The following is a 14128-nucleotide window of genomic DNA, read 5'->3' on the forward strand; positions in this document are numbered from 1 at the left end:
AGTGTCCGGGCACTGAGGACATTATTGCGGGGGCGGTGGGGTCAGGGAAGTAGCAGGCCCGCTCGATCGGTTTCAGGCTTGCTGCTGCCGGCTTCTAGTGGACCACTGCCGACTGCTTATGGTGTCCCCGCAGCCTGGGGGGCGACCTTGTGGCGGGCTTCGAAGAGCTTGCCCTTTTCGTTGCTAAAGACCAGGTCCTGGTTGGTGGTGTAGACTACTGCTTCGGCCTGCCCGGACTTGGGTAGCCTGAGCTGGCTTTTCAGCCCGTCGAAAAGGCGCCGGTTGGGCAGGCGCTCGAACTGGTACACGTACCCGGCCCCCAGCAGTGCCACCCGCTGGCCATCGGGGCTGATGTCGGCGGCCGTAACCCAGGTGGGCAGTTGCAGGCTGTCGGCGAGGCGGGCCACGTAGCGACCGGGGCGGGCGGGCAGCACGTATTGCTTCACATATTGGCCCTCGCCCCGGTTTTTGGTGTAGAGGTAGAGGCTGTCCTGGAAGTAGTAAAAGGCCTCGCAGTCGAAGTTGCGGTGGGGCTTGCGGGGCGGAAATTTCCGCTGGTCGGGGTAGGAAAATTCGATAGTATCCACCTGTTGCAGGGTGGGGCCGCTGAGGCGGTAGATGCGCAGGTTGCGGCGCTTGTTCTTGTTGTTGCCGAAGTCGCCCACGTACAGGCGGTGCTCATCGTCCTGGGTCAGGTCCTCCCAGTCGATGTTCTGGAGCGGTTCCAGGTCCAGGGATTGGAGCAAGTCGCCCTGCCGCGTGACGCGGTAGAGGCGGGCCGTGTTGCCGCCGTCGGCGTGGGTCCACAGGTCGCCGCTAGGGCCGGCAATTTCCAGGCCCGAGCTTTCCTGGGCCCGCTTATTGAGCTTGCCGATTTCCGCTACCTCATATTCCTTGTTCACGTTGGCAAAAGCGCCCCGGCTGTTGTCGGTGGTGCAGGCAGTAGTAGCGGGCAGCAGGGGCAGCAGGAGCAGGAGCGGAAAACAGCGGGAGAGGGGCAGCAGCATGCGGGCGGAAAAAGGAAACAGGCAGAATTGTTGGTTGGGTTTGCGGCTGCTTACGCCGAGCCCGGTAAAACGGCCATCTAAAGATCCGAATATACCGGCCGTTTTAGTAGCACCGCTTCCCGGAAGGCGCTACCTTACCAGAGCTAATCTGCCCGTTTATGAAGCTTACTGGTTCCCCGCTGTTCGGCTGCCTGCTGCTGGCCTTCCTCTTGCCGGGCCGTCCTGGTTGCGCACAGGTTCTGGCCCCAACCGATTCGGTGCGCCGCCCGGAACCGGCGCGCCCCTGGCGGCGGCGGCCCGCGGTGCTGCGCACGGCCATTCCGCTCACCCTCGTAACGCTGGGCTACTTCAGCCGAAACGAAAATATGCTGGACGAGTTCAAGGAGGAGCTACGCGAGGAAACCCGGGAGCACTTCCCGCAGTTTTCAACTACCCTGGATGATTATAGCCGGCACGCGCCCATCTGGATGGCTTACGGCCTCTACGCCGGCGGCATGAAAGGAGAGCGGGGCGTGGTGCCGTTCAGCATCTGCTACGGCCTTTCGCACGCCCTGAGCACGGGTCTGGTCAGCAACCTCAAGCGCATCAGCCATACCCGGCGGCCCGACGTGGCCACCGACTTCAGCTCCTTCCCCTCGGCCCACACGGCTGAGGCCTTCATGACGGCCACGCTCCTGCACGAGCAGTTTGGTAAGGACCGCCCCTGGGTATCGGTGGCCGGCTACACGGTTGCCACGGCCACGGGGGCCATGCGCATGCTCAACGACCGGCACTGGGTTACCGACGTGGTGGCCGGGGCCAGCATCGGCTTTCTCTCCGCCGAAGCCGTGTGGCGGCTCTATCCCGCCGTGGCCCGCCTGCTGCCCGCCCGCCTGGGCCAGAAACTGCTGCTGCTGCCCACCTACGCGCCCGGCGGAACTGTGGGGGCGGTACTGGTGGTGCGTTGAACCAAAGTGTTTATGCCCGGTGCCGGCCTCTCCACAAAAGGCCGAAGCAAATCTTGCCTGTAAACAGTATTTTAGAGGCATCAGATAAGTAGCAATAGCTCGGTGCTTATCTGACTTCTGTCCCTTTACATAATGCAAGTTATAAACCCGCTCTTGGAATCGGTGCGGGTTTTGGCCCTGCTGACCGGGGCGCTGTCGCGTGGTACTTTTGCCGGAGGACCAGGCTCCGGTTTAGGAGTTTACGAAACTCATCTACTTGGCGCGTTTCGTAAACTTTGAATCGTAGACGAGTTTCTTAAACTCTCCTTGTCCTATTGGGGCCAGCTGGCCACCAAGTGCTGAGCTGATTCCTGCCGTTCACTGAAAGGAGCGTTAGATTACTTGTTCATCCGTCACCCAAAGCCTGGTGCTGCCCCTATGGAATAAGGGCAACTTTTCGAGGGAAGTAGTTTGGGCACTGATGCAACGGATGACGGCTCAGGACGGTCACCAGGTTAAACAGCCCTTTTAGATTTTAAATGATGCGAAAGCCCTTGCTTTTACTAGCCCTGCTGACAGCTAGCTGCCAAAAGGCTGCTGAGGTAGCCCCCAATACGGAAATGGCCGCTGATGAGGTGGAGATTACGACCCAGGGCCGCAATTATGACTGCGGGGTCGCACAGGTGGTGGCCAGCGACCCGGCCCAGGTACGGCGCACGATTGGGCCATCGGGTTACGAGCCCACTTATTTGGCCTACCAGCTTGATACGGTCCTGTGGGTGCGGAAAAATCGTACGTTGTACGTGCGAATTCGCAAGCCGCAGCCAAATGAGGCGGTTATCTGCCATGCGCTCGGACCAGGCTACGCGGCGTTTACCGTCATCAGTGCCCGTTTGAAGCCAGGCAGCGAGTAGGCAGCTCACTCGTTCAGGAAAACGGTGATTCAAATAGACCGCATAGCGCTTATAACGTCTTACAAACGGTCATCTGGAAAACGTTATGTTCGTTCTTACTCACCTGCTGCCCACCTGCTGCCCACGTATGCTCCGGGTGAAACTGCAAGGGTGGGAGTGCGGTAACTGGTAAGCCGGCATCTATTCACCCACTCACCGGACCACAATATAGGGCAGCATCTTATCAAACGTGGCCTCGTCCAGCACCCGAATTTTGCGCAGGTCGGTGGGTTGCTGGAAGGGGCCGTGCTGCTGGCGGTAGGCCACCAGCACCCGGGCCAGGCGCTTGCCCACGTACGGGTGGGCCTGCAATACCTCGAAGGAAGCGGTATTTACATCGAGTAAAGCGGGGGCGAAGCCGGGGGCCACGAAGGTGTACTTGCGCAGGCTGTCCACCAGGTCGGGGGCGTCGTGCAGGGCGTATATTTCGGCCAGCTGGTTTGCCTGCCGGAAGCCGCCCAGCCGCTGCCGGTACTCGACCACCCGCCGCGCGTAGCCCCGCCCGATGCCCCGGATTTGCATGAGCTGGGTGGTGTCGGCCGCGTTCAAATCGAAGGCCACCAGGTTGCGGGGCTTGGCCGCAAACCCGGGCCGGGCCTCGAAGGGCTTGCGCTCGGGGAAGCGGTTTTCTCCTTTGACGAAGCTACGCGGCTCCCGGGGCGGGAGCTGGTCGGGGAGCTGGAGATAGGGCGCGAGGCGGGCGTAAGTGGTGTCGGAGAGGCCGTAGGCTTTGCGCAGCTGCTCCTTGGCCCGGAAGCCACCCACGGCGGCGCGGTACTTCACCAGCCGCTCGGCCAGCCAGGCGGGCAGCCCCCGGGCCTGCCAGTCGCGGGCCGAGAAGGTATTCGGGTCGAAGGCCGCCAGCGGCACCTGGGGCACCCGCTCGCGGGCGGCGTACGAGCGGCGCGGGTAGCGGCTGACGAAGGCGGGCCGGGCGGTGCGGCGGGCGGCCAGCGCGGTGGCCCAGGCATCGAGGCGGCGCTGGTCGGGGGCCGGGTTGTAGGTGGGCAGGGCCGGGCGCAGCAGCGCGGGCAGCGCCAGCCAGAGCCCCAGCAGCAGCAGCAACACCACGAAGCCCGAGGTTTCGCGCCGCGAAAACCCGAAGTAGCGCCGCACCGCCCGCCGGGCGCGGGCCGCCACCGAAAAGCGGCGCACAGAAGCCGGGACGGGTGGTTTGGGGCGGGAAGCGGCCATAACGAATAGACTAAAGGACCGAATAGACTCGCTTAGTTTAGCGGGAAATCGGCAGAAAATCAACTGACTGCGCGCAAAGTGCCGCCGTCGGCCGATAGGCGGCGAAAACGCAGTAGCGCGGGCCAGTTCCTTTCCGCCACCCGAAGCGCCGTTTCGGCCGGCAACACCGGGGCCACCCAACACAAGGAGCAGGCGCGTAATAATGGTATACACGCCTTGCCCACCGAGCGGGGTTGTATACCTAACCGGGTTACGCACTGACCGGGCTTACCCGGACTTCGTCCGCTTCCGGGGCTGCCGTACTACTTCCGGATTTTCACGTCGACCTCGTAGCGGTAGCGGGGCGGGCCGCCGAGCGGGATGGCGAAGAAGGGCAGGGCCACGTCGTACTGGTCGGTCACGTAGAACACCAGGTCGTTGGGGGCTTTGGAGAGGGTGGTGAGTTGGAGGTCCAGCGACAGGCCGTGCTCCTTGTCGGTGATGGGGTGGGTGCTGCTGGCCCACTCGTTGTTGCCGCTCACGGCGGCCGGGTGGCCGTTTTTGGAGACGCTGAAAATCTTCAGGCCCACGTCGCCGTCCACATCAAAGTTGCTTTGCTTGATGCTCACCACCCGGTCGTTGACGAAGGGGTAGAGGTGGGTTTTGCGGCCGGGCGTGGCCGCGAGGCGGAAAGCGTACTCGTAGGTGAAGGCGTTGCCGCCCTCCACGGCCACGTTCTCGGTGGGCGAGGTGCTCAGGAAATAGCGGTAGAGGTTGCCGTCGTCGCCACTTTTGCCCTGCACCACCATCTTGAATACGTAGCCCTCAAACTCGGGCACCAGCTCGCCCTCCAGCGGGTTGAGCGGCCCGAAGGTGTACCACTGGTTGTCGTAAGTTTTTTCGCTGCCGAACCGCACCTGCTTGAGCAAGGTGCCGGAGCGGTACTGGCCTTTGGGGTCGGTGGCGCGGGCATCGGGGGCGGAGTGGGTGCCGGGGCCGCCGTAGAGGCTGAACTCGGTGGTGGTGTTCCAGCCGTGTTTGATTTCGTCGTGCTGGCCCCCGCAGTCGGGGTCGAAGACGCGGATGTAGACCGGCTGGCGGTTTTGCTTCGGGATGAGAAAGAAAAAGGTCTGGGTGAAGTCGTCGTCGCCCCAGCTCTTGTCGGCCTGGGCCCCGAAGGTGACCAGGAAGGCAATGTTTTCGCCCGGGTTGGGGGCGGCCTGAGCCCGCGCACGGCTCAGGGGCACGAACAGCAGCAACAGCACAACCGGGCTCAGCCGGCGCAGAAAAGACAAGAACATATCCCGAAAGTACCGCCCGAGGCGGAATTTCCACGAATCGGGGCCGGAATTAGGGCGCGGCGTTGCCGAATCGGGCGGGGGCGCGTATCATTACAACTGATTCCGCTTTCCCCGCTTGTTCCGCGCCATGCCAACGACCCCCCACCGTACCACCGATTTTCTGGATGCTCTGGCCGCTGAGGTGGAGCGGGCGCGCGAAATGGCCAACCGCCGCTTCCGCTCCCTCACCGACGACCAGCTCAACCGTGGCCCTGGTCCGGGCAAATGGAGCGTGGGCCAGTGCCTGGAGCACCTCAACATTGTGGGCGGCCTGTACCTGCCGGTAATGGGGCGCAAAATAAAGGCGGCCCAGCAGCGCGGCTCCTCGCCCGCCGACACGGTCAAGCACGGCTATATCGGTCAGAAAATGACTGACGCCATGCGCGTACCGGCCGCCGAAAAGCCCATTCAGTCGCCCCAGCAGTATGCGCCCAGCGGTTCGCGGCTGCCGCGCACAGTGGTGGAGGTGTTCGGCCGCCAGCTCGATGAGCTGAGCAGCCTGCTCAGCCAGGCCCGCCGCGTGAACATGAACGCCATCCGCATTCCCAACCCGATCATCCCGCTCCTGTATCCGCGTCTGACCGACGCTTTCGAGCTGCTGGTGGAGCACCAGAAACGCCACCTGCTCCAGGCCGAGCGCGTGTTGGACGGGCTTGGCGTGAGTGAAAGGGAGGACGAGGAGTGAGCCAGGGAGTTCGTGAAGCACTAACCGCCGGCTTCCCACCACCCCGCCGAACCTGCGTTCGGCGGGGCTTTTTTTGCTCTTTCGGGTTGGGTTAGAGAATCGGTGTGGAATCCGGCGGCATCCGGCATCAGGGTTTTCAGCAACTTGCCCCTCTCATTCGTTCTGCTGCTATGCGTCCATTCCTGTTCAGCTTACTCGCCCTGCTGATGCTCATCGCTCCTGGTTCATCGTCGCAGAACACACCCGGGGGCGGTGGCCCCGGCGGCCCCAACGCGGCCACCTGGAAGAAAATCGACCAGCTACTAGCCAAAGACCAGACGGCCTCGGCCGCCCGGTTACTGGAGCCGATCTACCAGCAGGCCCGTCGCCAACAGGATACGCCCGAGTATTTGCGCGCTCTGCTCTACCAGCTGCGCCTGCTGGAAAATAAGGAGGAAGAGGCCGACTACCAGGCCATCCGGCTGGTGGAGGCCGACGTGCAAACGGCGCGGTTTCCGGCCCGGCCGGTGCTGCACAGCCTGCTGGCCCAGCTCTACGCCCGCTACTACAACCAGCACCGCTACCAGCTCTACCGCCGCACCGCCGTGGCCGGCCCCGACACGGCCGACCAGAGCCGCGCCGACCTGCGCACCTGGGACGCCACCCGCCTCGGGGCCGCCGTGGTCAGCCACTATCGCGCCTCGACTACTGATGAGCCCGGCCGCCAGCAGCAGCTGAAACTCGCGGACTTAGGCTACCTGACCCGTGGAGCCGATGCCGAGGGCCGCCAGCGCCACCCCACGCTGTTCGATTTGCTGGCTTTCCGGGCCGTGGCCGGGTTGAGTAATGACGAGTTCTACATCACCCGCCCCGCCCAGCAGTTCCAGCTCACCGACCCGGCCCTGTTTGGCCCGGCTGCCGCGTTTGCCGGCCTCAAGCTGGAAGCCCCGGCCGCTGATTCGCTCAACGGCCAGTTCCACGCCCTGCGGGTGCTTCAGCAGCTGCTGGCCTTCCGCCTCGCCGATACCGGCAACCCCACCGCCCTGGCCGACGCGGATTTGCAGCGCCTGGAGTTCGTGCACCAGCACGCCCAGCTGGAAAACAAGGCGCAGCTCTACCGCGCCGCCCTGGCCCGGGCCGCCGAAACCTACCGCGCCCTGCCCGTAGCCGCCGAGTTCCGGGCGGCCGAGGCGGCGGCCTGGCAGGAGCAGGACCCCGCCAAAGCCCACGCGTTAGCCCTGGCTATAGAGCAGCAGTACCCCAAAACCCGGGGGGCAGAGCAGGCCGCCGCGCTGCGCCGCCAGTTGGAGCGGGTGGAGGTGAGCTTCACTACCGAAGACGTGCTGCTGCCCGGCCAGCCCTGGTTGCTGAAGTTGACCGCCCGCAACGCCTCACGCCTTTACGCCACCGCCTACCGCCTGAGCAGTGCCCACCGGCTGCGGCAGCTGGAAAAGCCCGAGCTATACGAGAACAAAACCCTGACGCAACGCTACGCCCGCCAACTGGCGGCCAAGCCTACTGCCACCTGGACGCTGGACGCCGCCGCCGGTCCGGCCGATTTCCGGAGCCATACCGGGCAGCAGGCCGGTCCGGCCCTGCCGCTGGGCCAGTACCTCATCGTGCTGAGCACCGCGCCCACTAACCCCACCAAAGAACAACCCGGCACCATCACAGCCACGAGCCAGGTGCAGGTGAGCCAGCTGAGCTACGTGCGCCGTAGCGCCCCCGATGCCGAAGGCCCCGAGCTGCTGGTGCTCCACCGCCAGACCGGCGCACCCCTGGCCGGCGTGCGGGTGCTGCCGTTTTTTCAGTTCTACGACCAGAGCCGCCGCGCTTACGAGCAACGGCGCGGGCAGGTGCAAACCACTCGTGCCGAAGGACAGGCGCAAATCCCCCTGGGCATCAAAACGGGCGAGAACACTCAACTGGCGGCCACCCTTTTCACGCAGGGAGCCGACTCGTTGCTGATGACTGAGAACATGGGTTACTATGGCCCCCGCCGGAGCCGCAGCAAGGAGCGGGAGCAGCCTCAGCGCCAAAGTTTCCTCTACACCGACCGCGCCATTTATCGGCCCGGCCAAACGCTCTACTTCAAGGGCATCCTGACCGAAACGCTGGCCGGCAAGTCGCGCCTGCTAACCAGGCAATCCGTTTCCGTTCTTCTCATCGACGTGAATGGCCAAACGGTGCAGACGCTACCCTTCACGACTTCCGATTTCGGCTCCTTCCACGGCTCGGTCGTGCTGCCTACGGGCCTGCTCAACGGCGAAATGACCCTGCAAACCGAATATGGCAGCGTGGGTTTTGCCGTCGAAGACTACAAGCGGCCCACGTTCCAGGTTGCGTTTGCACCGGTGCCGGGCACGCCCGTGCTGGGGCAATCCGTAACGGTGCGCGGCACGGCCACCGCCTACGCCGGCCAGCCCGTGGATGGGGCCGCCGTGAGCTACCGGGTGGTGCGGCGCACGTTCTGGCCCTATTTCGGGCGCGGCTTCTACGGAGGCGGCGCGCCAGAGCAGGAAATTGCCAACGGCACGGCCCGCACCGATTCGGCGGGCGGTTTTGCCGTGACCTTCGTGGCCCAGGCGGGGGAAACCGCTCCGGGCGGCAAGCGCGGCCCCTGGCAGCCGGGCTACGTGTTCGAGGTAACGGCCGATGTGACGGACGCCGCCGGCGAAACCCGCACCGGCGAGCAGCGCCTCAGCCTCGGCACCGAGGCCCTGACGCTACGTTTTGAGTTGCCGGAACTACTCAACCGCACCGAGTTGCCCGAGTTACGCCTGCTCAGCACCAACGCCACCGGCGAGGCCCTGCCCGCCCAGGGGCAGCTGCGCCTTTATCGCCTCACGCCGCCCACCCGGGCGTTCCGGCCCCGCCTTTGGGAGCGGCCCGAGCGCGAGGCCCTGAGCGCGGAAGAGTTCCGTGGCCGCTTCCCGCTCGATGCCTACGGGCCCGAGGACAACGACAGCACCTGGACCCGCACGCTGGTGCTCACCCAGGCTTTCGATACCGAAAAAACGCCCCTGCTGCCCGAGCTGGCTGCCCAGCTGGCCCGCCAGGAGCCCGGCCGCTACCTGCTCGAAGCCACGGCCGCCGCGGTAACCGCCGGTCAGCCCGCCCCGCGCGCCGAGCAACTCTTCACCCTCTTCGACCCCGCCGCCGCCCAGCTGCCGGTGCCCACCACCGACTGGTTTGTGCCCCTGCAAGACAGCATCTGCCCCGGTGGCGTGGCCCGCTTCCTGGTGGGCAGCTCCGAAGCCGGAGCCCGCGTGTTGCTGGAAGCCGAAGCCAAGGGCGAAACCCTGCACTCCGAGTGGCTGACACTACGAGCCGGCGAGCAGCGCGTGCTGGAAGTGCCTGTGCCCGCCGCTCTTGGCGAAACCCAGCTCTACGTCCACCTCACCCAGGTGCGCGACAACCGCCTCTACCTGCACACCGCGCCCGTGCAGGTAGCCGCGCCGCCCGCGCCGCTGGTGCTCAGCATCGCCACCTTCCGCGACAAACTCCAGCCCGGCCAGCGCGAAACCTGGCGCGTCACCATCCACCAAACCAACGGCCAGCCCGCCGACGCCGAGCTGCTGGCCACGCTCTACGATAAGTCGCTGGACATATTCCGGCCCCACGGTTTCGCGGCGCTGGACTTTCCACGGCCCTATTTCTCCGCCACGTTGGCCTGGCAGGGGCATTTTGGGTTGGAAGAGAGTGAGGAATTATTCGATGCGCAGCCGGAACTGGGTCCGCCCGATCCGGTCGATTACCCGCACCTCAATATGTGGGGGTATGTGGGGGAAGATGAAATTGCGGACCAGAAAGCCCTGCGGGGTAGCGTAATTTCAAACAAAGTCATAAAGGGTAACACCGACAACCCAGCCGATTTGGCTGGGCTGGAGTCATCAGCTGCTATGGCTGCTCCTATGGCCGCTCGCTCGGCAAAGTTTTCCGCGCCGGTTATCAAACGGGACGAAGAAGTACGTGCTGATGCCTCCAGCGAACTGGCTCGGCCAGCCCCCCAACCCGACCTAAGCAACGTGCAGGCCCGCTCCGACTTCCGCGAAACGGCTTTCTGGCTGCCCGCGCTGCGCACCAATGCCCAGGGCGAAACCGTGCTCGAATTCCAGATGCCCGAGGCCGTCACGCGCTGGCAACTGCTGGCCCTGGCCCACGACCAGCAGCTCCACTCCGGTCTGCTCCAGCGGGAACTTGTGACCCAGAAGAAGCTGCAAATCACGGCCAACGCCCCGCGCTTCTTCCGTGAGGGCGACCAGCTCACTTTCCAGGCCAAGCTCAGCAACCTCACTGCCGACGCCCTGGCCGGTACCGCCCAGCTCTTCCTGCTCGACGCCCGCACCCAGCAGCCCCTCAACACCCAACTCCTGCAAAGCCCCGCCCAACTCGCCTTCGACCTGAAAGGCAACCAAAGCCAGGCCTTGAGCTGGAGTATCACCCTGCCCGAAACCGCCGAGGGCCAGCTACCCTTAGAAGCCGTAACCTACAAAGTAGTAGCCAGGGGGGAATTAAGAATTGACAATGAAGAATTAAGAATTAAGGACCGCAAGGCACGTCGGAAGTCCAAAAACCAGCAACCAAAAACCAAAAACCAAGAAACCATCGAAGACGGCGAGCAGAACACGCTGCCGGTGCTGCCCAACCGGCTGCTCGTAACTGAGAGTCTGCCGCTGCCGATTGTGGGGCCGGCCACCCGCGAGTTCGAGCTCAAGAAGCTCACCAGCACCACCTCGGCCACCCGGCGCAACTACTCGCTCACGCTGGAAATGACGCCCAACCCGGCCTGGTACGCCGTGCAGGCGCTGCCCTACCTGATGGAGTACCCCTACGAGTGCTCCGAGCAGACCTTCAGCCGCCTCTATGCCAACCTGCTGGCGGCCAAAATTCTGCGCAGCAGTCCGGCCCTGAAAACCACCCTGGCCGAGTGGCAGCGCGCCGCCCAGGCGGGCGACAAAGCGGCCCTGAGCAGCAAGCTGGAGCAGAACCAGGAGCTGAAAAGCCTGCTGCTCCAGGAAACGCCCTGGGTGCGCGACGCCCAATCGGAAACCGAGCGGATGCGCCGCCTCGCCGAGCTGTTCGACGAGCCCCGGCTGGAGGCCGAAACGGCCCGCGCCCTGGCCAAGCTCCGCCAGATGCAGCTGCCCGACGGCGCGTTTCCGTGGTTCGAGCGCATGCCCGCCGACCGCTACATCACCCAGCTCATCGTGGCCGGCTTCGGCAAGCTGCACAAGCTGGGCGCTTTCGATGCCCTGAAAGACGAGCAGGCTCGGCCACTGCTGCAAAGCGCCCTGGCGTATCTGGATGGCGAATTGCAGCAGAATTATGCTAATCTGCGCAAGCAGCCCAAGGTTGAGCTGACCCAGGACCACCTCACCGACCTCCAGATTCAGGCCCTGTACGCCCGCAGCTTCTGGCCGGCGCCAACCGTGCCCAAAGCGGCCCAGGCGGCCTTTGCCTACTACCAGCAGCAGGCCGCTACCTACTGGCTTGGCCGCACCCGCTACCTCCAGGCCCAAATGGCCCTGCTGCTGCATCGGGCCAAAACCCCAGCCGCCGCTACTCGCATCATAACCGCGCTCAGCGAAAACGCCCTGCACAGCGACGAGCTGGGCATGTACTGGAAAGATGTGCGCCCCGGCTACTACTGGCGCGACGCCCCCACCGAAACCCAGGCCACCCTCATCGAAGCCTTCGACGAGGTAGCCAACGACCAACGCGCCACGGATGAAATGAAGCTCTGGCTGCTCAAGCAGAAGCAGGTGCAGAGCTGGCCCAGCACCCGTGCCACCGCCGATGCCTGCTACGCCCTGCTGCTGCGCGGCTCCGACTGGCTGAAACCCGCCACCGAGCCGCTAGCGGTAACGGTAGGAGGGAAGCCCGCCCAGCCCACCCGCCAGCAGGCCGGCACCGGCTATTACAAACTCACCTGGCCTGCCGCCGAAATCCGGCCCGCCCAGGGCCGCGTAACGGTGCGCAAGCCCGATGCCGGCGTGGCCTGGGGCGCGCTCTACTGGCAGTACTTCGAGCAGCTCGACAAGATTACGTCCGCCGCCACCGGCCTGAGCCTGGAGCGCCAGCTCTACCGCGAGCAGCGCACCGCCGCCGGCCCCGTGCTGGAGCCCCTCACGCCCGCCAGCCCCCTGCGGGTGGGCGACGTGCTGGTGGTGCGCCTGGTGCTGCGCGCCGACCGCGACCTGGAATATGTCCACCTCAAGGACCAGCGCGCCGCCGGCCTGGAGCTCATCGGCCAGACCAGCGGCTACCGCTACCAGAACGGGCTGGGCTATTACGAGAGCCCCCGCGACGCGGCCACCAACTTTTTCATCAGCGCTTTTCCCAAGGGCACCCACACCTTCGAGTACCGGTTGCGGGCGGCGCAGGCGGGCAATTTCAGCGGCGGCCTCTCGCAGCTGCAATGCCTCTACGCCCCCGAATTCACGACCCACTCGGCCGGCACGCGGGTCATCATTGCCGGGCAGAAATAGGATTCCGCATTGCTGAGCCGCGCAGCTATTTTCGGCGAATACGGGCAAATAGCCTGCCTGGTAGCACTTTGTTGGAGCCAGGGGTTGAGACTTGCCGACTCGAATTGTATCTTTGCGCTTCGTTTAGAATCTAGCAAGAACTAAAGTTGATGCGTAAACTCGTAATGCTACTATCGGTGGTGCTGCTCGGCAGCGCGCCTGCCTGGGCCCAGGACGATGCCAAAGCCTCGGCCACCATCACGCCTACCGACCTGCCCGGGGAAGAAGGACTATCGGCTCAGGAGCGGGCCGAGCGCGATTTCCTGATGCCTACCCGGCGCAAGCGCGCCGCTGCCCTCGAAGCCGTGGAAGAAGCCGCCCGCAAAGCCGAAGCCGCTGCCCAAACAGCTTCGGCTTCCTCCGAAGAAAAACCGACCCCGGAGGCCACCGAGGTCGTTGTGTCAACGGAGGCCCGTAAAACGGTTGTCAAGCGCAAATCATCCGGCCGGCGTTAGGCCGGCTTCTCTCTCCAAACCATAGCAGAAAGCGCCGCCCGGCTACATGCCGGGCGGCGCTTTTTTGTGCGAAAGAAAGGCCCATGAGCTACCCGCCTTACTCTTCCGCCGGCTCGAAATACACCGGCGGCGCTTCCGGTTCCGGCGTGGCCGATGACGCGGGCATCCGGCCGTAGCGGGGCGTGTGGGTGGTGGCCCGGTTCGCGGGGTGGCCCAGTTGCCAGCCGTAGCCCAGCTGCACAGTAGCGTAAGAACCGCGGTTGCGCAGCACAAATCCACCCTGCTGTACCTGTCCGTTGGCATTGAGGTAGGCCAGCTGTTGGGTGCGGCTCTCCACCAGCGTCCGTAGGCCCTGGCAGTAACCCAGGCTGAGCAGCAGGCTGTGGGTTGCATCCAGCGCGTACCGTACCCGGGCTTCGCTGCCTACTACTACAGCTGTGCGGTGCCGTTGCTGGTTGCGCCATTCCGCTACCGGGTGGCTGAAGGTCGGCTGGGGCTGTTGCGCCCCCCAGGAACTCAGATAGTTGTTCTGATAGGGGCGGGCCAGCCAGGCATACGCCGCCATCAGGGCCGCATCCAGGCTCAGGCGAGGACTGATCTGCCACAGAGTAAGGCGGCGCACTGCCAGCCCGGTTTGCAGCAGCGCCCCAATGCCCACCCCGGATGAGCTACTGCTATTTGGAATCCGGTACCGCACGCCCGGTTGCAAGTCGGTCACTGCCTGAAAAGCCTCCAGCGCCCAGCGCGGACTAACCGGGTACGAGAGCCGCAACCCGGCCGCCAGGGCTAACCCGTGCGCGGGCCGGAAGCTGCGGGGCGTGGCGGCGAAGCGCTGCATGGTCGCCTGCGAAAGGGCGACCCCGGTACTCAGACTTAGCTGGGGGCCTTGTTGCGCGGAGCCCGCGTACGGCAGCAACAGCACGAAGCCGCTGCTTATCAGGTATCGATAAAGAAACATAAAATGCCGGAGTTGTCTAAAGCATAAAGACCTATAACGGCAATCCTGCGAGTGTAGTATGTTAGTGGTACAAACAAAAAGCCGGCCCAGGGGCCGGCTTTTTGTTTGTAGTGAGGAGCACG

The 14128-nt window shown here is 64.5% G+C and carries 9 protein-coding genes; 5 read left to right on the forward strand and 4 right to left on the reverse strand.

Features of this window, described 5'->3' with window-relative positions:
* Positions 1 to 116: 116 nt before the first annotated feature.
* Positions 117 to 1007: a hypothetical protein gene (locus D0T11_RS06255; protein WP_119654928.1), complete on the reverse strand. Its 891-nt coding sequence runs from the start codon at positions 1005 to 1007 to the stop codon at positions 117 to 119.
* Between the two features lie 158 nt (positions 1008 to 1165).
* Between D0T11_RS06255 and D0T11_RS06260 the strand changes: the two genes are divergently transcribed.
* A complete protein-coding gene (locus D0T11_RS06260; RefSeq protein WP_119654929.1) occupies positions 1166 to 1954 on the forward strand; it encodes a phosphatase PAP2 family protein in 789 nt (262 codons plus the stop codon).
* Positions 1955 to 2472: 518 nt separating this feature from the next.
* Complete coding sequence (locus tag D0T11_RS06265) at positions 2473 to 2847, forward strand: hypothetical protein (protein ID WP_119654930.1); 375 nt, start codon at positions 2473 to 2475, stop codon at positions 2845 to 2847.
* Positions 2848 to 3039: 192 nt separating this feature from the next.
* Here D0T11_RS06265 and D0T11_RS06270 read toward each other — a convergent pair whose 3' ends face one another.
* Both D0T11_RS06270 and D0T11_RS06275 read right to left on the reverse strand, forming a co-directional pair.
* Positions 3040 to 4080: a ComEA family DNA-binding protein gene (locus D0T11_RS06270; RefSeq protein WP_119654931.1), complete on the reverse strand. Its 1041-nt coding sequence runs from the start codon at positions 4078 to 4080 to the stop codon at positions 3040 to 3042.
* Between the two features lie 302 nt (positions 4081 to 4382).
* Positions 4383 to 5360: a hypothetical protein gene (locus D0T11_RS06275; protein WP_245990635.1), complete on the reverse strand. Its 978-nt coding sequence runs from the start codon at positions 5358 to 5360 to the stop codon at positions 4383 to 4385.
* A gap of 127 nt (positions 5361 to 5487) precedes the next feature.
* Between D0T11_RS06275 and D0T11_RS06280 the strand changes: the two genes are divergently transcribed.
* From D0T11_RS06280 to D0T11_RS06290, 3 genes are all read left to right on the forward strand, one after another.
* Positions 5488 to 6084 (forward strand): DinB family protein, encoded by a 597-nt coding sequence (locus D0T11_RS06280; protein ID WP_147374542.1) that lies wholly within the window; start codon positions 5488 to 5490, stop codon positions 6082 to 6084.
* Positions 6085 to 6254: 170 nt separating this feature from the next.
* Positions 6255 to 12554, forward strand: a complete 6300-nt coding sequence (locus tag D0T11_RS06285; protein ID WP_119654933.1) for an alpha-2-macroglobulin family protein — start codon at positions 6255 to 6257, stop codon at positions 12552 to 12554.
* Between the two features lie 149 nt (positions 12555 to 12703).
* The gene (locus D0T11_RS06290; RefSeq protein ID WP_147374543.1) at positions 12704 to 13048 is read left to right on the forward strand and encodes a hypothetical protein; all 345 of its coding nucleotides are present in this window, start codon (positions 12704 to 12706) and stop codon (positions 13046 to 13048) included.
* A 97-nt stretch (positions 13049 to 13145) separates the two neighbouring features.
* On the opposite strand, the gene D0T11_RS06295 is transcribed toward D0T11_RS06290, so the two are convergent.
* On the reverse strand, positions 13146 to 14006 hold the full coding sequence (locus D0T11_RS06295; RefSeq protein WP_147374544.1) for a hypothetical protein: 861 nt from the start codon (positions 14004 to 14006) through the stop codon (positions 13146 to 13148).
* Positions 14007 to 14128: the final 122 nt, after the last annotated feature.

The organism is Hymenobacter rubripertinctus (genome assembly GCF_003583925.1).
In the GTDB taxonomy this organism is placed as follows: domain Bacteria; phylum Bacteroidota; class Bacteroidia; order Cytophagales; family Hymenobacteraceae; genus Hymenobacter; species Hymenobacter rubripertinctus.